22 protein-coding genes are annotated in these 25215 nt (G+C 61.8%); 16 read left to right on the forward strand and 6 right to left on the reverse strand.

The annotated features are described in order from the left end of the window. Positions 1-55: 55 nt before the first annotated feature. Positions 56-1573 (forward strand): acyl-CoA synthetase, encoded by a 1518-nt coding sequence (locus tag HP556_RS19325; protein ID WP_175368177.1) that lies wholly within the window; start codon positions 56-58, stop codon positions 1571-1573. A 99-nt stretch (positions 1574-1672) separates the two neighbouring features. Here HP556_RS19325 and HP556_RS19330 read toward each other — a convergent pair whose 3' ends face one another. From HP556_RS19330 to HP556_RS19340, 3 genes are all read right to left on the reverse strand, one after another. Then, on the reverse strand, positions 1673-3166 hold the full coding sequence (locus HP556_RS19330) for an aldehyde dehydrogenase family protein (protein ID WP_175368178.1): 1494 nt from the start codon (positions 3164-3166) through the stop codon (positions 1673-1675). Between the two features lie 152 nt (positions 3167-3318). After that, complete coding sequence (locus HP556_RS19335) at positions 3319-4032, reverse strand: glutamine amidotransferase (RefSeq protein WP_175368179.1); 714 nt, start codon at positions 4030-4032, stop codon at positions 3319-3321. 89 nt (positions 4033-4121) lie between these two features. Then, positions 4122-5606, reverse strand: coding sequence for an aldehyde dehydrogenase family protein (locus HP556_RS19340; RefSeq protein WP_175368180.1), 1485 nt, complete (start codon positions 5604-5606; stop codon positions 4122-4124). 129 nt (positions 5607-5735) lie between these two features. Between HP556_RS19340 and HP556_RS19345 the strand changes: the two genes are divergently transcribed. The 3 genes from HP556_RS19345 (at position 5736) to HP556_RS19355 (ending at position 8772) form a co-directional block, all read left to right on the forward strand. Further along, positions 5736-6812 (forward strand): substrate-binding domain-containing protein, encoded by a 1077-nt coding sequence (locus tag HP556_RS19345; RefSeq protein WP_068737365.1) that lies wholly within the window; start codon positions 5736-5738, stop codon positions 6810-6812. Between the two features lie 107 nt (positions 6813-6919). Continuing rightward, positions 6920-7771, forward strand: a complete 852-nt coding sequence (locus HP556_RS19350) for an SDR family NAD(P)-dependent oxidoreductase (protein WP_175368181.1) — start codon at positions 6920-6922, stop codon at positions 7769-7771. Positions 7772-7791: 20 nt separating this feature from the next. Then, the gene (locus HP556_RS19355) at positions 7792-8772 is read left to right on the forward strand and encodes an aldo/keto reductase (protein WP_093761048.1); all 981 of its coding nucleotides are present in this window, start codon (positions 7792-7794) and stop codon (positions 8770-8772) included. A gap of 192 nt (positions 8773-8964) precedes the next feature. Here HP556_RS19355 and HP556_RS19360 read toward each other — a convergent pair whose 3' ends face one another. Beyond that, complete coding sequence (locus tag HP556_RS19360; RefSeq protein ID WP_175368182.1) at positions 8965-10467, reverse strand: aldehyde dehydrogenase; 1503 nt, start codon at positions 10465-10467, stop codon at positions 8965-8967. 300 nt (positions 10468-10767) lie between these two features. Between HP556_RS19360 and HP556_RS19365 the strand changes: the two genes are divergently transcribed. Both HP556_RS19365 and HP556_RS19370 read left to right on the forward strand, forming a co-directional pair. Next, complete coding sequence (locus HP556_RS19365; protein ID WP_093761044.1) at positions 10768-10947, forward strand: hypothetical protein; 180 nt, start codon at positions 10768-10770, stop codon at positions 10945-10947. A 115-nt stretch (positions 10948-11062) separates the two neighbouring features. Then, positions 11063-11284: a hypothetical protein gene (locus HP556_RS19370; RefSeq protein WP_139285954.1), complete on the forward strand. Its 222-nt coding sequence runs from the start codon at positions 11063-11065 to the stop codon at positions 11282-11284. Positions 11285-11533: 249 nt separating this feature from the next. On the opposite strand, the gene HP556_RS19375 is transcribed toward HP556_RS19370, so the two are convergent. Together HP556_RS19375 and HP556_RS19380 are read right to left on the reverse strand one after the other, a co-directional pair. Beyond that, on the reverse strand, positions 11534-11776 hold the full coding sequence (locus HP556_RS19375) for a hypothetical protein (RefSeq protein WP_175368183.1): 243 nt from the start codon (positions 11774-11776) through the stop codon (positions 11534-11536). Positions 11777-11858: 82 nt separating this feature from the next. Continuing rightward, positions 11859-12659, reverse strand: a complete 801-nt coding sequence (locus HP556_RS19380; protein WP_175368184.1) for a GntR family transcriptional regulator — start codon at positions 12657-12659, stop codon at positions 11859-11861. A 191-nt stretch (positions 12660-12850) separates the two neighbouring features. On the opposite strand from HP556_RS19380, the gene HP556_RS19385 reads away from it, so the two are divergent. The 10 genes from HP556_RS19385 (at position 12851) to HP556_RS19430 (ending at position 25185) form a co-directional block, all read left to right on the forward strand. Continuing rightward, entirely contained in the window at positions 12851-13012 is a 162-nt protein-coding gene (locus HP556_RS19385; protein ID WP_175368185.1) for a hypothetical protein, read from the forward strand. Next, positions 13009-14070 carry an ABC transporter ATP-binding protein gene (locus tag HP556_RS19390; protein ID WP_175368186.1) on the forward strand — a complete coding sequence of 354 codons (1062 nt, stop codon included), beginning with the start codon at positions 13009-13011 and terminating at the stop codon, positions 14068-14070. Before HP556_RS19385 ends, HP556_RS19390 begins: the two co-directional genes overlap by 4 nt. Further along, positions 14070-15098 carry an ABC transporter ATP-binding protein gene (locus tag HP556_RS19395; RefSeq protein ID WP_175368187.1) on the forward strand — a complete coding sequence of 343 codons (1029 nt, stop codon included), beginning with the start codon at positions 14070-14072 and terminating at the stop codon, positions 15096-15098. Before HP556_RS19390 ends, HP556_RS19395 begins: the two co-directional genes overlap by 1 nt. 19 nt (positions 15099-15117) lie before the next feature. Further along, complete coding sequence (locus HP556_RS19400; RefSeq protein WP_116662737.1) at positions 15118-16671, forward strand: ABC transporter substrate-binding protein; 1554 nt, start codon at positions 15118-15120, stop codon at positions 16669-16671. A gap of 62 nt (positions 16672-16733) precedes the next feature. Continuing rightward, positions 16734-17690 (forward strand): ABC transporter permease, encoded by a 957-nt coding sequence (locus tag HP556_RS19405; RefSeq protein WP_116662736.1) that lies wholly within the window; start codon positions 16734-16736, stop codon positions 17688-17690. Continuing rightward, entirely contained in the window at positions 17687-18562 is an 876-nt protein-coding gene (locus HP556_RS19410; protein WP_175368188.1) for an ABC transporter permease, read from the forward strand. The genes HP556_RS19405 and HP556_RS19410 overlap by 4 nt, the downstream gene beginning before the upstream one ends. A gap of 28 nt (positions 18563-18590) precedes the next feature. Next, positions 18591-20318: an AMP-binding protein gene (locus HP556_RS19415; RefSeq protein ID WP_175368189.1), complete on the forward strand. Its 1728-nt coding sequence runs from the start codon at positions 18591-18593 to the stop codon at positions 20316-20318. A 72-nt stretch (positions 20319-20390) separates the two neighbouring features. Further along, complete coding sequence (locus tag HP556_RS19420; RefSeq protein WP_175368190.1) at positions 20391-23699, forward strand: carboxyl transferase domain-containing protein; 3309 nt, start codon at positions 20391-20393, stop codon at positions 23697-23699. 41 nt (positions 23700-23740) lie between these two features. Then, positions 23741-24703 (forward strand): hypothetical protein, encoded by a 963-nt coding sequence (locus tag HP556_RS19425; RefSeq protein ID WP_175368191.1) that lies wholly within the window; start codon positions 23741-23743, stop codon positions 24701-24703. Positions 24704-24849: 146 nt separating this feature from the next. Next, entirely contained in the window at positions 24850-25185 is a 336-nt protein-coding gene (locus HP556_RS19430; protein WP_175368192.1) for a hypothetical protein, read from the forward strand. Positions 25186-25215: the final 30 nt, after the last annotated feature.

Here is a 25215-nt window from a genome sequence, read left to right on the forward strand (position 1 = left end):
AGGATCGAAGCCAGCGATGGCTTCGATCGATTCAAGAACAATATAAGGGCGGACAATGATTATCAGCGGCGACCGGGCGATCAGCTATCCGGACATCATGCAGCGCATCGCCAAGGTGGCGACCGGGTTCAAGAGCCTCGGCGCAGGCGCCGATGCGCCGGTCGGCATGATGCTGCGCAACGATTTCGCGCTGTTCGAGACTGCGTTCGGCGCAGGTGCGCTCGGCGCGCGTGTGGTCCCGATCAACTGGCATCTGAAAGGTGAAGAGGTCAGCTATATTCTTGCTGACAGTGGCGCGAAGCTGCTGGTCTGCCACGCCGACTTGTTGCCGCAGATCGCGGAAAACCTGCCAAAGGGGTTGCCGCTTCTGGTCGTCCGCACGCCGCCGGAAATCTCAGTCGCCTATGGTATTCCCGAGGCCGCGACCGAAGTGCGTGCCGGCTGTACCGACTTCGATATCTGGCGCGAGCAGCAGGTGCCGATGGAGAACGTTCCCAAGCGCGCGCTGACCATGTTCTACACGTCGGGCACCACGGGCCGTCCCAAGGGCGTGACCCGCGCGGCCATGACGCCGGAACAGGCTGCGGCATCCGAGCGCGTCGGCGGCATCGCCTATGGGCTGAAGCCGAACGAGGATCAGATCATCCTGATGAACGGGCCGATGTATCACTCGGCGCCAAGCTCCTACGGGCTGATGGCATTCCGTCATGGCAGCACGATCGTGCTCGAACCGCGTTTCGATCCCGAGGATCTGCTGCAGCTCACCGAGAAGCACCGCATCACCAACATGCATATGGTGCCGACTATGTTCGTGCGGCTGCTGCGTCTGCCGGACGAGGTGAAGTCGCGCTACGACCTGTCGTCGCTACGCTTCATCATCCATGGCGCAGCGCCGTGCCCGATCCATGTGAAGCAGGCGATGATTGCGTGGTGGGGACCGGTGATCAACGAATATCTCGGCTCCACCGAAACCGGGGTGCCGATCTGGCATTCGTCGGAGGAGGCGCTGAGGAAGCCGGGCACTGTCGGTCGCACCATCGAGGGGGGCGTGGTCAAGATTTTCGATGTGGACGGCAAGGAATGTCCGGTCAATGTGCCCGGTGAAATCTTTATGCGGCAGACCTCGGTGCCGGATTTCGACTATCAGGGCCGCCCCGACGCACGGGCCGAAGCCGGCCGCGAGGGGCTGATCAGCGTCGGTGACGTCGGCTATCTCGACGAGGACGGCTATCTCTTCATGTGCGATCGCAAGCGCGACATGGTCATCTCCGGCGGCGTCAACATCTATCCCGCCGAGATCGAGAACACGCTGATCGGCATGGACGGCGTGCGGGACTGCGCGGTGTTCGGCGTGCCCGACGACGAATTCGGCGAACGACTGGTGGGCTGCGTCGAACTCGAAGATGATGCGCAGCTCTCCTCGTCCGAGATCCAAGCCTATCTCAAGCAGCGGTTGGCCAACTTCAAGGTGCCGAAGGAAATCCACTTCCACACGGCGCTGCCGCGCGAGTCGACCGGCAAGATCTTCAAGCGCAAGCTGCGCGATCGATACGGTGCCGCGCCGGCTGCTTAATCGCCAATGTTCGTCGCAAGGGCTCCTTGCAATGACGGCGCAAAAAGAAGGCGCCGGGCTCGTTGCTCGGCGCCTTCTCTCTTTCGAGGACAGCGGCGATCAGGTGTTGATCCAGACCGCCTTGATGTTGAGATATTCGTCGACGTGGTGGACGCCGGACTCGCGTCCGTAGCCACTCATCTTGTAGCCGCCAAACGGCACGGCAGGATCCATCGCCTGATAGCAGTTGATCCAGACCGAGCCGGCCTGCAGGGACTTCGCGAGGCGATGCGCCTTGCTGACATCCCTGGTCCAGACGCCGCTGCCGAGGCCGAAGGTGGTGTTGTTGGCGCGCTGCACCAGTTCGTCCATGTCGGTGAAGGAGATCGCCGAAATCACCGGCCCGAAGATCTCTTCCTGCGCGATCTTCATGTTGTCCTGGACGTTGGCGAACACGGTCGGCTGCACGAAGAAGCCCTTCGACAATTCGCCGTCCATCAGGCGGCCACCGCCGGACAGCGCCTTGGCGCCTTCGCCGCTTCCGGTCGTGAGATAGCCGGTGACGCGGTCGAGTTGCTCCTTGGAGACCAGCGGCCCGAGCTGGATGCAGGGATCGACGCCGTTGCCGACCTTCAGCTTCTTGGCGAATTCGGCGACGCGGCCGACGAATTCGTCATAGATCCTCTTTTCGACGAACAGGCGGGTGCCGGCGCTGCAGATCTGGCCGGAATTGGCGAACACCGCCATTGCGGCGCCTGGAACGGCGGCATCGAGGTCGGCGTCGGAGAACACGATGTTCGGCGACTTGCCGCCGAGTTCGAGCGAGACACGCTTGAGGTTGCCGGCCGAGGCGCGGATGATCGACTGGCCGGTGAAGTGGGAACCGGTGAAGGCGACCTTGTTGACGTCCATATGCGAGGCCAGCGCGGCGCCGGCGGTTTCGCCATAGCCCGGCACGACGTTGATGACGCCAGCCGGGAAGCCGGCTTCCAATGCGAGCTCTCCGAGGCGTAGCGAGGTCAGCGGGGCTTCTTCCGCCGGCTTCAGCACAATGGTGCAGCCGGTGGCGATGGCAGGGCCGATCTTCCAGATGCTGGCCGACAGCGGCGAGTTCCACGGAATGATCGCGCCGACGACGCCGACGGGCTCCTTCAGCGTGTAGGAGAAGATTTCGCCCGGCAGTGAGTTTTCGATGGTCTCGCCGTAGATCAGCGTGGCCTGACCGGCATAGAAGCGGAGCATGCCGAGGATGCGCTGCTTGCCGGCGAAAGTGCGCATGACAGGCGCGCCCATATCGAGCGTATCGAGCAGAGCGAGTTCATCGAAATGCTTCTCGACAAGCTCGGCGAATTTCAGCAGCAGCGCCTGGCGCTCGTAAGGCTTGGCCTTGCTCCATGGGCCTTCGAAGGCGCGGCGGGCGGCGGCGACCGCAAGGTCGATATCCCCAGCGTCGCCTTCGGCAACGGTGGCAAGCAGTTCGCCGGTGGCTGGATTATGCGTTTCGAACTTCTTGCCGGATTGGGCGTCCTGCCATTTGCCGTCGATCAGCATCTGCTTGTAGGAGCCGTTCGCGTAGGGGTGCGCGGTGGCAGAGATTGGCTGCATCAAGCCCATAATGTGATCCTCCCGGACGTTTGATTGAAGTGTCGTTGTAGCGCGCGGAATATATCGTTTTCACGAAACGGGTAAAGGCGGGGAACCCGAAACGACTTGCATGGGAGGTCTTCGCGACCAATTCATGATCGTGAATTGATGCTTGGAATCGTTCAACTGATCTCGTGGATCCAGCGCGTGAAAATGCGATCGGCCTGGGCTGGCAGTCGGTTGGCGACGGCAGCGGTGCTTGAACGCAGTTGCGCGATGGGAATGCCGGCGGCGGCCAGTTCGACCGCGTGACCGACATACCATTCCTCGAGCTGCCGTGGATCGGCTTCGAGATGGAACTGCAGCGCCAGTGCATGGCGACCATAGGCAAAGGCCTGATTGTCATAGGCATCGTTCGAGGCCAGACGGATGGCACCCTCCGGCAGATCGAATGTGTCGCCATGCCAATGCAGAACGCTGGCGCCATCCTCCGCCAGTGGTGCAAGGCATGAGGCTGCGCCCTGCTTGGTCGGGGATACCTGGCCCCAGCCGATCTCCTTGATGTCGCCGGCATAGACGTGGGCGCCGAGTGCGCGGGCCATCAATTGTGCGCCAAGGCAGATGCCGAGCGTCGGGCGCTCCTGCGCGAGACGCCGTTCCAGCAGGGCGATCTCGCGCGTCAGGAACGGATAGGCGTCGGCCTCATAAACCCCGATGGGTCCGCCGAGGACGACGAGCAGATCGGCATCCACGATGGAGCGGTGCGACACATCGTCGATGGCGGCATCGCAGAACGAGACGTCCCATCCCTCACGATCCAGTACCGACGACAGCAGGCCCAGGTCCTCGAAAGCGACATGACGCAGGGCGACGGCAGAACGCCGGTGACGGTTCATGAAGAAGGACTCACACGCAATTGACCGGCAATCGTTATATCCATAAGAATATAACGATCAACAACCAATTGCGCGACGCACTACGCCCCTCAGACGTTGAGATTCATCCAGACGGCCTTGGGCTCGGTAAAGTTCTCCAGCGCGGCATCGCCATGCTCGCGGCCAAAGCCGGAATCGCGCGAGCCGCCCCAGGGGAGCCGGACATCCGTATAGCCATAGGTGTTGATCCAGACCGTGCCGGCCTTCACCTGTTTGGCGAAGCGCTGCACACGGCCAATATCCGAGCTCCAGACTCCGGCGGCAAGGCTGTATTTGGTGCCATTGGCCTTGCTGATGGCATCGGCCTCGTCGAAGAACCTGATAATGCTGACGACCGGGCCGAAGATCTCCTCCTGCGAGACGCGCATTTCGTGGTCGACGTTGGCGAATACCGTAGGCGCGACGAAATAGCCGCGGTCGCCGATCCGGGTGCCGCCGGTCGTCACAGTCGCGCCTTCCTTGGTGCCGATATCGACATATTCCAGCACCCGCTTCATCTGCAGTTCGGAGACGATAGGTCCCATTGTCGTACCGGACAGCGCGGGATCGCCGACGCGGATGGCCTTGGCGCGGGTCGTCATGCGCTCCACGACCTCGTCATAGACCGACGCATGCGCGAGAATGCGCGAACCGGCCGAGCAGACCTGGCCGGAATTGAAGAAGATGCCGGAAGCGGCCGCCTTGGTAGCGGAATCCAGGTCCGCGTCGTCGAAGATCACATTGGCCGATTTGCCCCCGAGTTCGAGCGTGACGCGTTTCAGATTGCCGGCGGCGCCAGCGAGGATTTCGCGGCCGACGGTCGGCGATCCCGTGAAGGTGATCTTGTCAATGTCGGGGTGATCGACCATGGCACGGCCGGCGGTCTTGCCAAATCCCGGCACGATATTCAGCGTGCCCGACGGCAGGCCGGCGTCCAGTGCCAGTTCGCCAATCCGCAGTGCCGAAAGCGGCGTGATCTCGGCCGGCTTCAGCACGACGGTGCAGCCACAGGCCAGCGCCGGTGCGATCTTCCACATCCCGATCATCAGCGGGAAATTCCATGGCACGATGGCGCCGACGACGCCGATCGGCTCACGCACCGTATAGGTCAGTGCGTCATGGCGCGCCGGGATCACCTGTCCGTTGATCTTGTCGGCCCAGCCCGCATAGTAGCGCAGCGTGTCGATGGCGGCAGGCAGGTCCTGGCGCTGCACGGCGGCGAGCGGCTTGCCGGTATCGAGACTTTCCAGCGCGATCAGTTCCTGCGCGTGATCTTCCAGCAGTTGTGCGAAACGCTGCAGCACGAGACCGCGATCGGCCGCGCGCATGCGGCCCCACGGACCCTCAAGCGCCTTGCGCGCCGCGCGGACCGCACGGTCGATATCGCCGCTGTCGGCTTGGGCGACAACGGCGATGATCTCGCCCGTCGCGGGATTGAGGACATCGAAATATCGGCCGGACAACGGCTCGACCTGCTGGCCGTCGATGAGGAGACGTTTGCGCGTCAGTTTCGACGATGCAGAAATGGCAAGATCGGCATGTGAGATCTCTGGCATAGTGTATACCTCCCGATGTTTCGACGATCGGATCAGGAGGGGCATCGACAGTAAATATGAGAACGTGAGTCACGGCGCGGCGGCACATATGCAATCGCGAACATAGGTGGCAGGGCGATAGGAAGCACGATGCGCATCGATATCGAAACCATCTGGCGATTCCGCAAGCCGGGTTCGCGCCAGCCGACATCGGTGATGCTCGGCTTTCTCAAGGACATCAACGAAACCGGCAAGCTGACGCTCGCGGCCAGCCGCAACCAGCTGTCCTACCGCCATGCGTGGAGCCTGGTGAATGACTGGTCGGCCTTCTTCGGCGTGCCGGTGGTCGAGCGGAGCAAGGGCAAGGGCACCAAGCTGACGGCATTTGGCGAGAAACTGGTCTGGGCCGGCGAACGGCTGGAAGCGCGGCTCGGACCGCAGCTCGACAATCTGGCGCAGGAACTGGCGACCGAACTCAAGGAGCTGCTGCCCAACCATCCTGCGGTCATCCGCGTTCATGCCAGTCACGGTTTTGCCGTGTCGAAATTGCGCGAGATGCTGAACACCACGGCGGGCACGGGCATCGATCTGCGCTATGTCAGCAACCAGACCTCGCTGGTGTCGCTGGCGCATAACACCTGCGATCTCGCCGGCGTGCATCTGCCGCGCGGCGAATTGCGCAAGCGCAGCGTCAATGCCTGCAAGGAGTGGGTCGACAACCGCGTCCATCGCGTTGTCGGTTTCGCGACCCGCGAAATGGGGCTGATGGTGAAGCCGGGTAATCCGCTGCGCATCACCTCCATGGAAGCGCTAATCAATCCCGCGATCCGCTTCGTCAACCGCGATCAGGATTCCGGCACGGGATTGCTGTTCGATCAGCTGCTTCGTCAACACAAGATCGATCCCGAGCAGATCAACGGTTATCAGCAGGTGGAGTTCACCCATGCGGCCGTCGCCGCTTATGTCGCTAGCGACATGGCCGACGTCGCCTTCGGCGTCGAGGCTGCGGCGCGGCAATTCGGGCTGGATTTCGTGCGGTTGCTGACCGAGGATTATTATTTCGTTTGCCGCGAGACGCTGCTCGACCAGGAGCCGATGAAGCATATCCTCGCATTGCTGCGCAGCGCAGAGTTTCATGACGTGCTGGTCAAGCTGCCTGGCTATGCCGCGTCGGACACCGGCGCGATCAAGACCGTGAACGAGGTGTTTCACGGGAAGAAGTCGTAGCCATGCGCGAACGGACGCCTGTCCATGCGTTAGCGCTGTTGTGAGATGCCAAGACGCGCGTTGATGCTATACGCATTTGCGCAAACCTCCCAGTTCTGGAGAACATCATGTCCCATCCCGCTCTGTCCGCAGGTTCTGTTGCCGTCGTTACTGGAGGTGCGTCTGGCATCGGCTTGGCCGCAGCGACGGCGTTTGCGCGACTGGGAATGCGCATCTGCATCGTGGATCTTGGCGAGGATCGTTTGGCTGAGGCGGCTGGCAAGATCGCCGGTGCGGCGCGCGGTGAGCGTGACGATGTCATGACCGCCGCGGTCGATGTCAGTGACGTCGGCGTGATGACCAGACTCGCGGTCGATGTGCAGGCCCGTTTCGGCGGCTGCGATGTGCTGATGAACAATGCCGGCATTCAGGTGCCGACCTCGGCGCTCGGTCCGCGCGAGAATTGGGAGCGGCTGCTCGGCGTCAATCTGTGGGGCATCGTCAATGGTTGTCAGGCCTTCGCTGTGGACATGGTCGCGCGCAAGCGGCCGGGCCTGATCATCAATACGGGCTCCAAGCAGGGCATCACAACGCCGCCCGGCAATCCCGCCTACAATGTCTCCAAGGCCGGTGTGAAAGCCTATACCGAAGCGCTGGCGCACGAGCTGCGCAACACCGAGGGATGTCAGGTCTCCGCACATCTGCTGATCCCCGGCTTTGTCTTCACGCCGCTCGCGGCTGGCGGGCGCAGCGAGAAGCCGGATGCAGCGTGGACAGCCGAGCAGACCGTGGACTTCATGATGCAACGGCTCGACGCCGGCGACTTCTATATCCTGTGCCCGGACAACGACGTGCCGCGCGCACTCGACGAACGCCGCATGTTGTGGGCCATCGGCGACGTCGTGGAAAATCGACCGGCGCTGTCGCGCTGGCATCCCGATTATGCCGATGCCTTCGCCGAATTCGTGAAACGCAAATAGAACAACAAGGGAGAAACGCAGTGGATTACGTGAAATTTGGAAACACCGGCCTGGACGTCTCGCGTCTGTGTCTGGGCTGCATGACCTATGGCGTCTCCGATCGCGGCGCGCATGCATGGACGCTGGACGAGGACAAGAGCCGGCCGCTGATCAAGCAGGCGATTGAGCTCGGCATCAATTTCTTCGACACGGCGAATGTCTATTCGGATGGCACCTCGGAAGAGATCGTCGGTCGCGCGCTGAAGGACTTCACGCGCCGTGACGATGTGGTGCTGGCGACCAAGGTCTTCAACCGGATGCGGCCGGGACCGAACGGGGCAGGCCTGTCGCGCAAGGCGATCATGACCGAGGTCGATCACAGCCTGCGCCGGCTCGGCACCGATTATATCGATCTCTATCAGATCCATCGTCTCGACAAGAACACGCCCATCGAGGAGACGCTGGAGGCGCTGCACGACCTCGTGAAAGCCGGCAAGGTTCGCTATATCGGTGCGTCCAGCATGTATGCGTGGCAATTCTCCAAGGCGCTGTATACGTCGCGGCTGAACGGCTGGACTGAATTTGTCAGCATGCAGAACCATGTCAATCTGCTGAACCGCGAGGAAGAGCGCGAGATGCTGCCGCTCTGCGCCGACCAGAAGATCGCGGTCATGCCGTGGAGCCCGCTGGCGCGCGGGCGCCTGACGCGGGCCTGGGACGAGACCAGCGAGCGTCAAAATACCGATGAATTCGGCAAAACGCTCTATGTGCAGTCCGAGGAGTCCGATCGCAAGATCGTCGAGCAGGTTGCTGCCGTCGCCAAGGCGCGCGGCGTTCCGCAGGCGCAGGTCGCGATGGCCTGGCTGCTGCAGAAAAAAGGCATCACGTCACCGATCATCGGTGCATCGAAGCCGGCGCATCTGACGGATGCTGTGGCGGCGCTGTCGTTGAAGCTGACGAGTGAGGAGATCGCCTCGCTCGAAGCGCCCTATGTGCCGCATGCGGTGGCGGGGTTCGGTTAGCGTTGGCTTTAGAAAGCTAGAATCGATGGTGATGCGCTCGCACCCCTCCTCACGTCATTGCCGGGCTTGACCCGGCAATCCAACTTCAGGCCGCATGTTCGAGCGTTGGGCGAGGATGGATATGCGGGTCAAGCCCGCGTATGACGACCGAGTGGAGGGGCGCCTTGCCTGTCTAATGAAACGACGTTCGTCTCAGCTATACCGCTTCTCGTGCCCATCATCGGCATACCAGTCGAACGGCTCGTCCGAGAGATTGACGATCACGTTCTGGATCTGGGTATATTCCTCATAGGCGACAATGCCGTTCTCGCGGCCGATGCCGCTCATCTTGAAGCCGCCCCAGGGCGAGCAGGGATCGATGCGGTGGTGGTCGTTGATCCAGACGATGCCACTCTCCAGCCGATGCGCCACACGGTGGGCGCGGGTGACGTCACGAGTCCAGATCGAGGTGGCCAAACCAAATTCGGTGCCGTTGGACAGCGCGATCGCTTCCTCTTCGGTATCGAACGGAATGACGACGACCACCGGCCCGAAGATCTCTTCCTGCGCGATTCGCATATTGCCGGTCACGCCGGTGAAGATGGTCGGTTGATGATAATAGCCGCTTTCGAAGGCCTTGCCGTCCGGACGTTTGCCGCCGGCGGCAAGCGTCGCGCCTTCCTCGAGTCCGATCTTGACGTAGCGTTCGGTCAGCTCGCGCTGCTTCGCCGAGACCAGCGGGCCCATCTGCGTCGCCATGTCCTGCGGATCGCCGATGCGGATCATATTGGTTCGGCGCACCAGCTCTGCGACGACGGCGTCATGCACCGAACGCTGCACCAGTAGCCGAGCACCCTGCACACAGGTCTGGCCGGTTGCGATGAAGGACGCGAACAGCGCGGCTGCGACGCCGCGCTCGATCGGCGTATCGTCGAACAGGATGACCGCTGCCTTGCCGCCAAGTTCGGCCGCGACCTTGGTGAGGTTCGCGCCCGCCAGTGATGCCACCATCTTGCCGGTCTCGGTGCCGCCGGTGAGGTCGATCTTCTTGATGCGCTTGCTGGTGGTCAGCGCCTTGCCGGCGGTCGCACCATAGCCGGGCACGACATTATAGACGCCGTCGGGCACGCCGGCTTCCTTGAAGATGTCGCCGAGCAGCAGCGGTGTAATCGGCGCCAGTTCGCTGGGCTTCACCACCATCGTATTGCCGGCCGCCATCGACGGCGCGATCTTCTTGGTGAGGATCAGGAGCGGATGATTCCATGGCGTCACATGGCCGACGACGCCGAGCGGGACCCGGCGGGTATAATTCAGGAAGTTGCCGCCGAACGGCGGCACGGTGTCCTCATGAGTGCGCGCCAGAGCGCCGAAATAGCGAAACCATTCCGGCAGCCGGCCTAGCTGGGCGGTCATTTCGCGGCGGGCGCGGCCGATCTGGTCGACCTCGATGGTCACCAGTTCGGGGAGCTTTTTGGCCAGAAGTTCGCCAGCCCGGTGCATGATGTCGCCGCGGACCGCGCCCGGTGTCGCCGCCCAGATTTTGCCGGCGCGTTCGGCGGCGTCGATGGCCAGATCGATATCCTTTTCGTCCCCCTCGGCGACATCGGCCAGATGGCTGCAGTCCTTCGGGTTCTCGATCTTGATGGTGCGGCCGGTCGAGGCTGGCTGAAACCGGCCATTGATATAAAGCCCGAACGGGCGACCATCGTTCATCATTGGCATGTCCTTGAATTTTCATCGTGATCGGCCTGACGGCGGTAGCCGGTTCGGCGGGCTATGACTAATCAGAAACAGGTGATTTTGCGATCAACGCGCGGTTGCAGCGCGGTGATTGAAACGGGTCGCTTAAACCGATTGCAGAAAGTCGCTTGTGGATTCTTTGAGCCCGGAAAGGCGCTCTTAACCGGTACTCATGCACGTTGGCGACGACGCCGAGGACTCCGGTATCGTTTAATATTGACGCAACGCTTAGCCGATTATTGAAGGCAACCGAAAGCGCGGCAGGAGATTTTTTCAATGACCAAGCTGGACGCAGAAGTCGACGATCTCATCGCCGCCTGCCACGGCGACACCCGCGGCACCGTTGCTGCGCTCATTCTCGTCAACCAGCAGCTCGAGACCGAACTGGCCGAGCTGCGTGCGCAGATGGCCGCACGGCCGTTTGATGAGCAGATGGTGCACGCCGTTCTGCACTGATTGGTGACTTGATGCAGCGCAAGTGCGCCACAAGATTCGCGGTGTATAAATTCAATCTCGGCTGGGATTCGGAACGCCCTTTTGGCGTAATCGGAATTCCGGGATGGAGGTTTGAATGCCCAGACAATTTGGATTGAAGGCGACATCGATTGCAGCGTCGACGCCCGCGACGGCGTGCAAAACGACGCTTGGCCTGATCGGATGGATGTTTGCGCCGAAGAACCGCGTGTCGCGTGGCGCCGCACCGGTGAGGCGCTCATCGGCATACACGGCGCTGCCCTATGCGCCAGCAAGCTGGCGCGGCTCCCGCGGCCGGCGATCGGTCTCGGTCAACTGAAATCCGTGTGACGTCGCGCGCTAGCGTGTCGAGCGTTTGTCCGGTGTGGCTCGTTCCTTAATTGGTGGCTCTTCCAGAAATTTGTTGGTCGGGGATGGGTCGTCCGTCAGCCAGTCCGCGAAGTGGACGGCATTCTCGATCCAGTCCATCAATCTCGTCCAGGCGCGTGTCAGGGCATGTGGCATACTGATTAGTCGCAGATAGCGCGGCTCGGGTTCAGTGGAGCAGCAAGAGCAGTGGATTGGGCTGTCAGGCGGCCTTCATCATTGTCGGCTTATCGTTTCCAGTTGTGCAGTCGGCAGCGATCTGATCGTCACCCGGTTGCCTGCGACGCAGGGTGGAATGCATCTTGCCGAACACCTCGACGACAGTACGGAGCTCCCTGCGCAGCTCTTCGATCTGCGTCGGCTTCGGTCTCTCGTGATATCGCAAATACCTGGCCGCGGCGACGATCTCCGGCGAAAGCGGCGCCTTCGGCTTGACGGCGAGCACCAGCCCTTCTCCGATTGCCTGTTACGTTTTGCGTTGATGAATTGCGAGGCGCTACCGTCTGAGCCTGCCGTCCGTCCGCATTTCACTCGCGCGGGGCGGGCGCAATGTCCGCCGGCATAATATTGTGCCCATCGCTATGTGTTAGCGCACTCAGGTCGAATGTCTCTCCGCGAATGCGCGATAGGGTGGACAAGGCGCGGTCGCGATCACTTTCCAGAAGCTGACCGAGATGTGTGACAGCGGCATTCGGCTTGCGCTGCCGGATCGCCTTCAATGTCGACGCCATCAGGTCGGCGCTGAGCCCGCGAATGTCGCGGGTCTGATAGTCCAGCGGTGTCTTCCATATGGTTTCCCATACGGTTTGGTTGGCAAGGTCGGTGAGCAATTCGACGAGCAGTTCGTTGCCCGAGCCGCGTGCAATGGTCTTGACTGCCCGCGTCGTGGTGCGTGCGAAAGCCATCGGATCATCGATCTCGACTCCGGCTCTCAACTCGTCGCAGCGGCGCGCCAATGTGTCGATGAAGCTTTCGACCGGCGTGGCCGCCATGGTGCGCACTGCCAGCATCGACAGTGCAGTACGGACATTAAATAGGTCGGCTACCGACTTGAGTGACAGCGGCCTGATATAGGCGCCGCGCCGCGGAAAGATGTCGACCAGGCGCCGGCGCTCGAGAATGCGGATCGCTTCACGGATTGGTCCACGGCTGACGCCGAAATCGCGCGCCAGGTCGAGTTCAACAAGACGCTCGCCCGCTTTGCGACGGCCGGAGACGATTTCGGCACCGAGTTCCTCCGCAACCTGGTCGGGGATCGTGCGCGGCGCAAATCTCCGTTCGACGTCGTGCTCGTTATCATTGAACGGCTTGCGAAGTGCCGCTGCCATGGCCGCCTCCTGTCGATGCACGCTTGCAGCGTCATACGATCCTGTCTACCGCAGAAGTCAATTGTTGACAATTGACAGTTGATGCTCCTTCATTGGGTTACTGTCGCTTCAATACATACCGGCACAAGCCGGACCGCGATGGAACGTCCCGATGCAAGATCTGCAGAACAGGGATGGCAAGGGAGGTGAACATGGCGGCTCTGTTCGCGTCGGCGCATGTCCGACTGAGAACACCCCAACAGACACGGGTCTGCGGCTTTCATCCGTATGTGCAAGTGAAGCACCGGCAACCGCTGCAGCAGTGGATGATGCGCGGCGTCATTGGTCGTGTTCTGGCTGGCGAAGCGCGATGACAGGTGCGATCGACATCTCCGCTCCCACGGCAACGCGCGTTGCTGGAATGCCCGACGCGGGCGTTTCGCCGCAGCCGCCTTTGCTCGAAGTGCGCGATCTCTCGCTGTCATTCACGACGGCGCGCGGCGCATTGCCGATCACCCGGAATGTAAATTTCACCATCGCGCCGGGCGAGCGCGTCGGTCTGGTCGGCGAAAGCGGATGCGGCAAGACCGTCACTGGTCTGTCGCTGCTGCGGCTGTTGCCGCCGCAGTCAGCGCGCATTCAGGGCGATATCCTGTTCAATGGGACCAATCTGGCCACGCTGTCGCCGCGGCGAATGCGCGCCGTGCGCGGCCGTGAGATCGCAATGATTTTTCAGGAGCCGATGAGCGCGCTCGATCCGGTCTTCACCGTCGGTGATCAGATCAGCGAAGCCTATCGCATCCATTTTCCGGTCAGCCGTCTGGAAGGGCGCGAACGCGCCATCGCGGCGCTGCGTGAGGTTGGCATCCCCGCGCCGGAACGCCGCTGCGACGAATATCCGCATCAGCTGTCCGGTGGCATGCGCCAGCGCGTGATGATCGCGATGGCGTTGATCTGCAAGCCGAAGCTGCTGGTCGCCGACGAGCCGACCACCGCGCTCGATGTCACGGTGCAGGCGCAGATCACAGACCTCTTGCGTTCGTTGAGCGAGCGCACCGGGACAGCGCTGATTTTCATCACCCATGATCTCGGCGTCGTCGCCGAAACCTGCACCCGCATGATCACGATGTATGCCGGTGAAGTCGTCGAGGACGCGCCGGTGGATGATGTGCTGACGCGGCCACGGCATCCTTACACGTCAGGGCTGCTGCGCTCGCTGCCTGGCCTCAGCAGGCGCCGCGGCGTGTTGGCCTCGATCCCCGGTCGTGTGCCGTCGCCGAGTGCGATGCCGGCCGGCTGCTGTTTCCGATCACGTTGCACGCATGCCGTGGCGGGCTGCGAGCAGAGCCAGCCGATGATCGAGATCGAAAGCGGACGTACTGCGCGCTGCTGGCGTGCCCCCGAGCTCGTGCTGCCGGGAGCGGTGAATTGATGTCTTCCGCGCAGAACCATAACAGCGATCGCGGCATTCTCGCGGTGCGTAACTTGCGCATTCTGTTTCCGACCCGCGATGGCCGCGACACGGTGAAGGCCATCGACGGCATGGACTTCGAGGTTCGCTCTGGCGAGACCTTCGGCATCATCGGCGAATCGGGTTCCGGCAAGACCACGCTCGGCCGCGCGCTGGTGTCGCTACTGCCGCCAACTCATGGCCAGATCCTGCATGACGGCACCGATCCTGTGACGCTTGGGACCGGCGCGTTCCGCAAGCATCGCCGCGACTATCAGATCATCTTCCAGGATCCGAATGCCGCGCTCAATCCCCGCATGACCATCATCGATAGCGTGGTCGAGCCGCTGGAGATTATGGGCCAGGGTGATCACGCGTCGCGCCGCCGCCGCGGCATCGAGGTGCTGGAACGCGTCGGGCTCGCTGCGGAAGCCGCCGACCGCTATCCGCACCAACTATCGGGTGGCCAGAAGCAGCGCGTCAATATCGCGCGCGTGCTGACGCTACGGCCAAAAGTTATTGTCTGCGATGAAGTGGTTGCGGCACTCGACGTCTCCATTCGCGGCGACGTGCTCAATCTCTTTGCGGATTTGCAGCGCGAATTCGGCCTGACCTATGTGTTCATCACCCACGATATCTCGGTGGTCTCGCACATCTCCGACCGCATCGCCGTCACCTATCTCGGCAAGCTGATGGAGCTTGGTCCGGCCGAGGACGTGGTCGAGCACCCGCTGCATCCTTATACGCGCGCGCTGCTGTCGGCCGAGCCGGTGCCGCTGCCATCACATCTGCGTGTCGATCGCCGCATCATTCTCGAAGGCGAGATCCCGAGCCCGGTGGAGCCGCCGTCAGGCTGCCGATTCCGCACGCGCTGCCCGTCGGTGCAGCCGCGTTGCGCCAAAGAAGTGCCGGCCTGGCGTGACGTCAAGCCGGGCCACCGTGTCGCCTGCCATTTCGCGACGGCGAATGGACCACCACCAGACAATCAAAAAGCGCAACGCGCATCATAATCATCGGGAGGAATTTCAAATGACCACAATCGATTTGGGCAAGCGCGTGCTGCGTCGTCGTGACATTCTGGCTTTGATGGGCGGCGCCGCCGTGACCGGCGCGCTGGGCCTGCCGGCCTGGGCGCAGGATGCCAAGAAGGGTGGCGTGCTGAAAGTCGCCGCGCCCGCCAATCCATCGTCGCTCGATCCGGCCACCGGCGGCGCCGGCTCCGACCACAGCATTCTGTGGACCATGTATGACACGCTGGTGGAGTGGGACTATGAGACGCTGAAGCCGAAGCCGGGCATGGCGAAATGGGCGTTCCCGGATGCGAAGACCATGGTGCTCGATATCGCCACCGGCATCAAATTCCACGACGGCACACCGATGGATGCTGAGGCCGTCAAGTTCAATCTCGAACGCAATCGCACCGACCAGCGCTCCAATGTGAAGCCTGATCTCTCCAGCGTCGAAGCGGTTGAGGTGACCGGTCCGCTCCAGGTCACGCTGAAGCTGAAGAATCCCGACACGGCGCTGCCGGCGATCCTGTCGGACCGTGCAGGAATGATGGTGTCTCCGACGAACATCAAGGCGCTCGGCAACGAGACCGATCGCAAGCCAGTGGGCGCGGGACCATGGAAGTTCGTGCGCTGGAACGACAACGAGATCATCGTCGTAGCGCGTCATGACCAGTACTGGCGCCAGGGTCGGCCTTATCTCGATGGCATCGAGTTCAACATCATCCCGGAAAACGCCACGGCCCTGCGCTCGGTGGTCGCCGGCCAGAACGACATGGCTTTCCAGTTGCCCGCGCGTCTGAAGCCGGTGATCGAGCGCGCCAAGAATCTGGAGACGGTGACGTCACCGACGTTGTACTGCATCCAGCTCTATTTGAACTATGCGCGTTCGCCGCTCGATAACATCAAGGTTCGTCAGGCGATCAATTTCGCGCTCGACCGCGATGCCTTCGTCAAGGCGGCGCTGAATGGGCTGGGCGAGCCGGCGCGTATGACGCTGCCGAGTTCGCACTGGGCGTTCAACAAGGACGTCGCCGGGATGTATCCGAACAATCCGGAAAAGGCGAAGCAGTTGCTCGCCGAAGCCGGCTACAAGGATGGCCTCGAATTGACCATCGGCGGTTACACGGACCAGGATTCGGTGCGGCGTGGCGAGGTGATTCAGGATCAGCTTGGCAAGGCTGGCATCCGCCTCAAATTCACCCGCGGCACCATCGCTGAAATCAGCGCGCAATTCTTCGCCACCGAGAAGAAGTTCGATCTGCTGGTGTCGGCCTGGACCGGTCGTCCGGATCCGAGCATGACCTATGCGCTCGGCTTCGACAAAGGCGCTTACTACAATGCCGGCCGTACCGCGGATCCCGAGCTCTCCAAGCTGATCCAGGAGAGCCGCGTCAGCGAGGATCTCACGAAGCGCGCCGAAGTGTTCGCCAAGATCCAGAAGTTCACGGTGGAGAATGCCCTGTCGGCACCGCTCGCGTTCCAGTTCGAACTCGATGCGCTGTCTGCCAAGGTGAAGGGCTTCAAGCCCAATCTGCTCGGCAAGCCGAAATTCGGAAACATATCGCTCGGTTAAGTCTCCGACACAACAACTGGCGCCGCGATCATCGCGGCGCGCTCAACTGGTGTGATGAACGCATGTCTAATTCTGGACGTCTCCGCATCATCGGTCGTCGCCTGCTGCAGTCGATTCCGGTGGTGGTGCTGTCGACCTTCATCGTGTTCGGCCTGCTCAAGCTGGTACCGGGCGATGTGGCGGTGACGCTTGCCGGCGACAATGCGTCTGATCAGCGGATCGCCGAAATCCGCGAGCTTTACGGCCTGAACCAGCCGTTCTTCCTGCAATACGGCTCGTGGCTCTGGAAAGCGGCGCATGGCGATCTCTCCAACTCGCTGATTTCCAATGAAGCGGTGTTGACCTCGATCCAGCGCTGCTTGCCGCATACGCTGCTGATCGTTGTGCTCGCTTTGTTAACGGCCATGCTTGTCGGCATTCCCCTGGGCATTGCTGCCGCAACCAAGCCCGGCTCGTGGATCGACGGTTTCGTCATGGCTATCGCCTCACTTGGTGTCGCCGTGCCGAACTTCTGGCTGGGAATGCTGCTGGTGGCGTTCTTCTCGCTGCAGCTGAATTGGTTGCCGGCCACCGGCGCGGTGTCGCTGATGAAAGACCCTTGGGCCTCGCTCAGCCATGCCATTCTGCCAGCCGTGGCACTTGCATCGGGCGGTATTGCCGAGGTCGCGCGGCAATTGCGGTCCTCGCTGGTCGAGATCCTGTCGTCGCAGCAGGTCCGCACATTGCATGCCAAGGGCTTGCCGCCGTCATCGATCCTGTGGCGGCACGGTTTGAAGAATGTCAGCGTCAATCTGCTCACCGTGGTCAGCCTGCTGGCGAACCGCATGTTGGCGGCGACTGTGGTGGTCGAGGCGGTATTCGCGATCCCCGGCATGGGCGGCCTGATCGTCAACGGCGCGATGAACCGCGATTTCCCGGTGGTGCAGGGCGTGGTGTTCACCATGGTCCTGATCGTGGTCACGCTCAATCTGCTCACGGACATTCTCTATAGCGTCCTCGATCCGAGGATCTCGTCATGACCGATGCTGTGATGGCGCCCGAACGTCGGCCGGGACGTTTCTCGGGTTTTGTACGCTGGTTCGTCAGTGATCTACGCGGCGCGTTCAGCCTGACTTTCCTCGTCGCGTTGTTCGTGATCTCGGTCCTCGGCCCGTGGATCTCGCCATATGCGCCGGCAGCACAGGATCTCGACGCGGCGCTGGCGACCATGTCGACTCAACATTGGCTTGGTGCTGACGATCTCGGTCGCGATACGCTCAGCCGCCTGATCTATGGGGGCATGGCGTCGCTCTATGCGAGTTTCCTCGCGGTCACGATCGCCGTTCTGATTGGCGTGCCGGTCGGCATCCTCGCCGGCTATCTCGGCGGCTGGGTCGATGCCGTGATCAGCCGCATCATTGACAGCTTCCTGTCATTTCCGGCCATCGTGCTGGCGATCGCTGTCACCGGCGCGCTCGGCATCGGTTTGACCAATGGCATGATCTCGGTCGGCATCGTGTTCGCGCCGCAGCTGGCACGATTGGTGCGCGCCCGCACGCTCGTGGTGCGCAACGAACTCTATGTCGATGCTGCCCGCTGCTTTGGCGGTTCCACCAAACGCATTCTATGGCGCCATGTGCTGCCGAATGCGATTCAGCCTGTGATCGTGCAGGTGACGCTGCTGCTCGCGGCAGCGTTGCTCGCCGAAGCGAGCCTTAGCTTCCTCGGCCTGGGTATCCAGCCGCCGGATCCAAGCTGGGGCGGGATGCTGGCGCGGGCCTATCAGAATATGGAGATCGCGCCGGAGCAGATGTATCCGCCCGGCCTCGCGATCCTGTTCACCGCACTGGCTTTCAACACGCTGGGTGAATCGCTGCGCGTCGCGCTCGATCCGACCATGAAACGCAACTGACCAAGAAATAAGAACAAGGAAGACGGTAATGACCGCAAACGCCCAGGAAATTAAGGCCGAAACCGAATATCTCGCCAAGCTGCACGAGCTGTGGGCTAAGGCCTGGCCGAAGGGCACGCCGAACAAGCCGCAATATCTGCATGGCGAGGTGGCGCTGACCGAATATTTGCGTGTCTGGGCGAAGCGTAATCCAGAGAAGCCTGCGGTGATCTTCTATGGTCATATCACCACCTATGCCGAACTCGACGCGCAGAGTGATCGCTTCGCGGCGCTGCTGATGGAGAAGGGCGTCCGCAAGGGTGACCGTGTCGCGGTGTTCCTGCCGAACTGCCCGCAATTCCATATCGTATTCTTCGGCATCCTCAAGCTTGGCGCGATTCACGTCCCCGTCAGCCCGCTGTCGCGCGCGTTCGAATTGTCCTACGAGCTGAACGACACCGACACCGAGGTCATCGTAGCGCTGGATCAGCTGGCGCCGGTGGTCGATCAGGTGCGGGGCGAATCAAAGCTGCGGGAGGTGATCGTCACCAGTTTTGCGGATGTGCTTCCGGCAAAGCCGACCATTCCGGTTCCAGAATCGATCAGCGCTCCGCGCATTGCTATCCCCGGTGCGACCGATCTGTTACCGGCGCTGGCTGCGCTGCCCGCGCCAAAGCCGCTGCCGCCCGCCGGGCTCGATGATATTGCTGCGCTGAATTACACCGGTGGCACCACCGGCATGCCCAAAGGCTGCGTGCACACCCAGCGCGATATGGTCTATACGGCCGCCGCCAATCACGGCATCTCCGTCGTCGCCAATGAAGACAGCGTCTTTCTGTCGTTCTTCCCGGAGTTCTGGATTGCCGGCGAGAATTTCGGCCTGATCTTTCCGATGTTTACGGGCGCAACGCTTGTCCTGCTGGCCCGCTGGGATGCGATCGGGGCACTGTCGGCGATCGATCACTATAAGGTCAATGTCACTGCAATGCCGGTTGATGGCGCCGTCGAGCTGATGGATCACCCGCGCTTCAAGGAATTCGACCTCTCGTCGCTCAGCCAGGTGCGCGTCGTATCCTTTGTGAAGAAGCTCAATCCGGCCTATCGCAAGCGCTGGAAGGATCTCACCGGCACGATCCTGACCGAAGCGTCGTGGGGAATGACCGAAACCCATACATCCAACACCCTGACGGCCGGTTTCCAGGATGATGATTTCGATCTGCTATCGCAGCCGATCTTTGTTGGCCTTCCGGTGCCCGGAGCCGAGTTCAAAATCACAGATTTCGAAACCGGTGAACTGGTGCCGCTCGGGGGAGAGGGCGAGATACGTGTCCGCACGCCATCGTTGCTGAAGAGTTACTGGAACAAGCCGCAGGCGACGGAAGAGTCACTGGTCGATGGCTGGCTGCGCACCGGCGACATCGGCACCATCGATCCGCAGGGATTCCTGCACTTCCTCGGCCGCCGCAAGGAGATGCTCAAGGTCAAGGGCATGAGCGTATTCCCGCCGGAGATTGAGGCGCTGCTCGGACAACATCCGAAGGTGCTCGGCTCGGGTGTCGTCGGCCGCGACGATGCCAACAAGGGGCAAGTGCCCGTTGCCTTCATCCAGCTCAAGCCGGAAGAGATCGGTACTATTACGCCTGCCGAGCTGCAGGCGTGGTGTGCCGAACGGATGGCCGTCTACAAGGTACCGGAGGTTCGCATCATCGACGCGTTGCCGATGACTGCCACCGGCAAGGTGAAGAAGCAGGAACTCGACGCCAACGCGCCGCAGTAAATCGAAACGTTACATGGCCCCCGGTGTGGATGATGCCGCCCCGGATCGCGTCTGTTGTTCACGGAGAATTTGATGCCCTTTCGCAAGTTGCTGATCGCCAATCGCGGCGAGATCGCCATTCGTATCGCGCGCGCCGCGGCGGACGCCGGCCTTGCCACCGTCGCCATGTATCCGGCCGATGACGCGCTGTCGCTGCATGTACGGATCGCCGACGAGTCCACGGAAATCCCCGGCCGTGGTGCGCGTGCTTATCTCGACATCGAAGGCGTGGTTGGTGCCGCGAAAGCCGCCGGCTGCGATGCGCTGCATCCGGGCTACGGCTTTCTCAGCGAGAACGCCGATCTGGCCCGCCGCTGCGCCGAAGAGGGCATCACCTTTGTCGGCCCGTCACCCGCGGCACTGCAGCTGTTCGGCGACAAGGTCGCTGCCAAGCAACTCGCCAAGCGCTGTGGTGTGCCGATCATCGCAGGCACCACGGGCCCCTCGACGCTTGATGAGGTGAAAGCGTTTTTCACATCGCTGGGTAGCAATGCCGCCGTGATGATCAAGGCCATGGCTGGCGGCGGCGGCCGCGGCATGCGCGTGGTCGAGCGCGCGGAGGATCTCGACGACGCCTATGCGCGCTGCCAGTCAGAAGCCAAGGCGGCCTTCGGCAGCGACGGCGTCTATGTCGAGCGCCTCATCCGCAATGCCCGTCATATCGAAGTGCAGATCATCGGCGATCGCCATGGGGATATCAGCCAGCTGTGGGAGCGTGAATGCACCATCCAGCGCCGTAATCAGAAGCTGGTGGAGGTCGCGCCGAGTCCTTCGCTGTCAGACAAATTGCGCAACCGCATCGTTGAAGCCGCCAAGTATCTCGCGGTAGAGGCGAAGTATGACAGCCTCGGCACGTTCGAGTTTCTGGTCGATGGCGAGGCCGGCGAGGGCGAGGGCGCGTTTGCCTTCATCGAAGCCAATCCGCGGTTGCAGGTCGAGCATACCGTGACCGAGGAAGTGCTCTCGGTCGATCTGGTGCAGTCGCAACTCGCGGTCGCCGGCGGTGCCACGCTGGCCTCGCTCGGCCTCGATCAGGCCTCGGTGCCGAAGCCGCGCGGCTTCGCCATGCAGCTCCGCATTAATATGGAAACCATGGATGCCACCGGTGCGACCAAGCCGACTGGCGGTACGCTGGCGGTTTTCGAGCCGCCATCGGGGCCGGGTGTGCGTGTCGATACGTTCGGTTATGCCGGTTACAGGACCAGCGCGGCTTTTGACTCGCTACTGGCCAAAGTCATCGTCCACACACCGATGAAATGGCCGGACGTCATCGCAAAGGGCACGCGGGCGCTGCGCGAATTCCGCATCGAAGGTGTCGCCACCAATATTCCGTTCATGCAGGCGATCCTCGCCAATGCCGATTTCCAGGCCAATCGCATCAGCACCAGTTTCATTGATCGCAATGTTGCCGAGCTGGTCGGCGCTGCGCAGAACCCCGGAAAGCCGCTGTTCGACGCGCTCGGTCAGTCTGCGCAGTCGGCCACATCCGCCGGCATGGCGACACCAGTGCCGGAAGGATCGGTACCGGTCGCGGCGCCGCTGCAGGGTACCGTTGTGGCGATCCCGGTGGCCGAAGGCGACATTGTGCGTCCCGGCCAGCAGCTCGCCATCATCGAATCGATGAAGATGGAGCATCTGGTCACAGCGGAGCAGGGCGGCCGCGTCACTCGTATCGCGGCGGCTGACGGCGTCACGCTGATGCAGGGCGAGCCCATTCTTTATATCGAGCCGCAAGACGTCGCTGGCGACGCAGCGGCGGAAGAAGCGGATGTCGATCTCGATCACATTCGTCCCGACCTTGCCGAACTGATCGCTCGCCAAGGCAACACCCTGGATGAAAACCGGCCATCCTCGGTCGAGCGCCGCCGCAAGACCAATCAGCGCACTGCGCGTGAGAACATCGCGCAGCTCGTCGATGACGGCTCCTTCATGGAATATGGCAGCCTCGCCATTGCCGGTCAGCGCCGGCGCCGCGCGCTCGACGATCTCATCAAGAACACGCCGGCCGATGGCCTCGTCGCCGGCACAGCCACGGTCAATGCTGCGAAATTCGACGATCACGAAGCGCGCTGCATGGTGATTTCCTATGATTACACCGTGCTGGCGGGCACCCAGGGCCATATGAACCACAAGAAGATCGACCGCATGCTGTCGCTGGTCGAGCAGTGGAAAATGCCGCTGGTGTTTTATGCCGAAGGCGGCGGCGGCCGTCCTGGCGATACCGACCGGCTCGGCATGACCGGATTGGACGGTCCGTCCTTCGTACAATTCGCCAAGCTGTCCGGGCTGGTCCCCGTCATCGGTGTTGTGTCCGGCTATTGCTTTGCGGGCAACGCCGCGATGCTCGGTTGTTGTGACGTTATCATCGCCACGAAGAACGCCTCGATCGGCATGGGCGGTCCTGCGATGATCGAAGGCGGCGGTCTCGGCGTCTATCATCCCGCTGAAGTCGGTCCGGTGTCGTTTCAGTCGCCGAATGGCGTCGTCGATATCCTCGTCGAGGACGAAGAGGAAGCAACGACGGCTGCGCAAAAATACCTGTCCTATTTCCAGGGCGCCGTCACCGACTGGCGCGCGCCCGATCAACGGCTGCTGCGTCGCGCAATTCCGGAGAACCGGCTACGCGTCTATGACATTCGTGCTGTGATCGATCTGATTGCTGACGAGGACTCTGTATTGGAAATCCGCCGTGACTTCGGTGTCGGCATGATCACGGCCTTCATCCGCATAGAGGGTAAGCCGTTTGGCCTCATCGCCAACAACCCGAAACATCTCGGCGGCGCCATCGATGCTGCAGCCGGCGACAAGGCCGCGCGCTTCCTGCAGCTCTGCGATGCATTCGACATTCCGATCGTATCGCTGTGCGACACGCCGGGCTTTATGGTCGGGCCGGAAGCCGAGAAGACCGCGATCGTGCGCCATGTCGCACGCATGTTCGTAACCGGTGCCAGCATCACGGTGCCGCTATTCGGCATCGTACTGCGCAAGGGCTATGGGCTCGGCGCGCAGTCGATGATCGGTGGCGGTTTTCACGCCTCGTTCTTCACGGCGGCATGGCCAACCGGCGAATTCGGTGGCATGGGCCTGGAAGGCTACGTCCGGCTCGGCTTCCGCAAAGAGATGGAGGCGATTGCCGATCCGGTCGAGCGCGAGACCTATTACAAGAACAAGGTCGCTGAGCTCTATGCCAACGGCAAGGCAACCTCGATCGCCTCGGTGTTCGAGATCGACAACGTCATCGACCCCGCCGAGACGCGGCGCTGGGTGATGGCCGGCTTGCGATCAGTGCCAAAACCGCCGCAACGCGAGGGCCGCAAGCGTCCCTGTGTCGATACGTGGTAGCCACAACGAACCGACGGCTCACATTCCCGGAGGAGTTTCCAATGATATCAAAAGCATTCGATACGGTGATTGAGGACAGCGGAAATGCGCTGATCGGCCCGTGGCGACAGCCCCGACAGATGCTCCATGCGCAGACTTACGACTCTCACGCATCCATCCATGACGATGCCACCGCGCAGAAGCTCGGCTTCAAGGGCGGGACCATCGAGGGCCCGACCCATTTCAGCCAGTTTGCACCGCTCTGCGAACGACTGTGGGGCAAGGACTGGTTCGAGACGGGCTGTATCTCGGCGCATTACCGTGCTGCCGCCTTTGAGGGCGAGGAGGTACAGGCCATTGTCGAAAAGCCGATCGATGGCGGGCATTATTGCACGATCAGGATGGTGAAGCGTGATGGCACCGAAGTGTTGCGCGGCAGTGCGTCGATCGGCAGTGGCGCGCCGGCCTCCGCCCTGGATATCCGGCTCACTGAGCTGAAGCCGCTGAGTGATGCCGTAATCCTGCGCGACATCAAACTTGGCATGACCACCGCATCACAGACGGTTCGGATGGATTTCGATCAGAACATGGGCGAGCTCTATCCATTCTCGCTTGAACAGAAGCTCAAGGTTATCACCGAACCGTCGCCATATTACGCGCCCGAGAGCGCAGGCAACTCGCCATGGGGACGCGCGATCATTCCGATGGAAATGCTCAGCGTGTTATTTCAGCACGGTAGCAAGAAGGATCGTCTGCCGGTCAAGGGGCCGGCAGTTGGCCTGTTCGCTGATCAGGAGATCCGGTTGCTCTGCGGTCCGCTGTTCGTTGGAGAAGACTACCGCATAGACCGCAAGGTCGTCGCGATGTCCGGCAGTAAACGCACCGAGAGCCTGTGGGTGCGCACTGAAGTCTTCGATAGCTCGAACGCGCTGGTCGCGACGATGCTGCTCAATCTGGCGACGCTCAAGGAATCCTACGCCAGCTACGACCAAGAGTACGCTGCGCTTCCTCGAAGCCACGCGTAGCCTGATACGCCATCTTTTGGTTCAAGGGGCGGCGAGGCCGGGACAAGAGCATCGGCAATCAGACAAAATTATCTCGAGATGTGACGCTCGTCACATCCACCTCCAGCGGGAAGCAGTAAGGCTATGTGCCTTATCTGGAGGCGATCATGAGTGCATCGGAAGATGAACTGGAGCAATCCTATCGTCGATTATACCACCGCTTGATGATCAGGGCCGGAGTGATTTGCGTCGTCCTCATCTGTGCGATCATGGTTGGGCAGACCGCCGCAGTCCCCGCCATCGTGAAGCAAATCGTTTCAGGCTTTAACGATATGCATCCATCCCCAGGGGCGGAGGCGCCATCGCTACGCGTAGGTCGTAGTTGCCGGCTGAAGAACTCCTGGTCTATGATCGGGATAGCACAATTCGGTCCGGCGGCAGGTATTGAAGACAACGGCTGGCGTATCAAAGTCGAGTCGCGTGGCGACGTGGTTGCAATCTAGCCGTCAGGTGCGGCGTCCTGAAATCGCCGT

This window comes from Tardiphaga robiniae, from assembly GCF_013359755.1.
Classification (GTDB): domain Bacteria; phylum Pseudomonadota; class Alphaproteobacteria; order Rhizobiales; family Xanthobacteraceae; genus Tardiphaga; species Tardiphaga robiniae.

Coding starts and splice junctions, on each gene's coding strand:
- HP556_RS19325 (WP_175368177.1), top strand. CDS start 56: ATGATTATCAGCGGCGACCGGGCGATCAGCTATCCGGACATCATGCAG.
- HP556_RS19330 (WP_175368178.1), bottom strand. CDS start 3,166: ATGGGCTTGATGCAGCCAATCTCTGCCACCGCGCACCCCTACGCGAAC.
- HP556_RS19335 (WP_175368179.1), bottom strand. CDS start 4,032: ATGAACCGTCACCGGCGTTCTGCCGTCGCCCTGCGTCATGTCGCTTTC.
- HP556_RS19340 (WP_175368180.1), bottom strand. CDS start 5,606: ATGCCAGAGATCTCACATGCCGATCTTGCCATTTCTGCATCGTCGAAA.
- HP556_RS19345 (WP_068737365.1), top strand. CDS start 5,736: ATGCGCATCGATATCGAAACCATCTGGCGATTCCGCAAGCCGGGTTCG.
- HP556_RS19350 (WP_175368181.1), top strand. CDS start 6,920: ATGTCCCATCCCGCTCTGTCCGCAGGTTCTGTTGCCGTCGTTACTGGA.
- HP556_RS19360 (WP_175368182.1), bottom strand. CDS start 10,467: ATGATGAACGATGGTCGCCCGTTCGGGCTTTATATCAATGGCCGGTTT.
- HP556_RS19365 (WP_093761044.1), top strand. CDS start 10,768: ATGACCAAGCTGGACGCAGAAGTCGACGATCTCATCGCCGCCTGCCAC.
- HP556_RS19370 (WP_139285954.1), top strand. CDS start 11,063: ATGCCCAGACAATTTGGATTGAAGGCGACATCGATTGCAGCGTCGACG.
- HP556_RS19380 (WP_175368184.1), bottom strand. CDS start 12,659: ATGGCAGCGGCACTTCGCAAGCCGTTCAATGATAACGAGCACGACGTC.
- HP556_RS19385 (WP_175368185.1), top strand. CDS start 12,851: ATGGCGGCTCTGTTCGCGTCGGCGCATGTCCGACTGAGAACACCCCAA.
- HP556_RS19390 (WP_175368186.1), top strand. CDS start 13,009: ATGACAGGTGCGATCGACATCTCCGCTCCCACGGCAACGCGCGTTGCT.
- HP556_RS19395 (WP_175368187.1), top strand. CDS start 14,070: ATGTCTTCCGCGCAGAACCATAACAGCGATCGCGGCATTCTCGCGGTG.
- HP556_RS19400 (WP_116662737.1), top strand. CDS start 15,118: ATGACCACAATCGATTTGGGCAAGCGCGTGCTGCGTCGTCGTGACATT.
- HP556_RS19405 (WP_116662736.1), top strand. CDS start 16,734: ATGTCTAATTCTGGACGTCTCCGCATCATCGGTCGTCGCCTGCTGCAG.
- HP556_RS19410 (WP_175368188.1), top strand. CDS start 17,687: ATGACCGATGCTGTGATGGCGCCCGAACGTCGGCCGGGACGTTTCTCG.
- HP556_RS19415 (WP_175368189.1), top strand. CDS start 18,591: ATGACCGCAAACGCCCAGGAAATTAAGGCCGAAACCGAATATCTCGCC.
- HP556_RS19420 (WP_175368190.1), top strand. CDS start 20,391: ATGCCCTTTCGCAAGTTGCTGATCGCCAATCGCGGCGAGATCGCCATT.
- HP556_RS19425 (WP_175368191.1), top strand. CDS start 23,741: ATGATATCAAAAGCATTCGATACGGTGATTGAGGACAGCGGAAATGCG.
- HP556_RS19430 (WP_175368192.1), top strand. CDS start 24,850: ATGAGTGCATCGGAAGATGAACTGGAGCAATCCTATCGTCGATTATAC.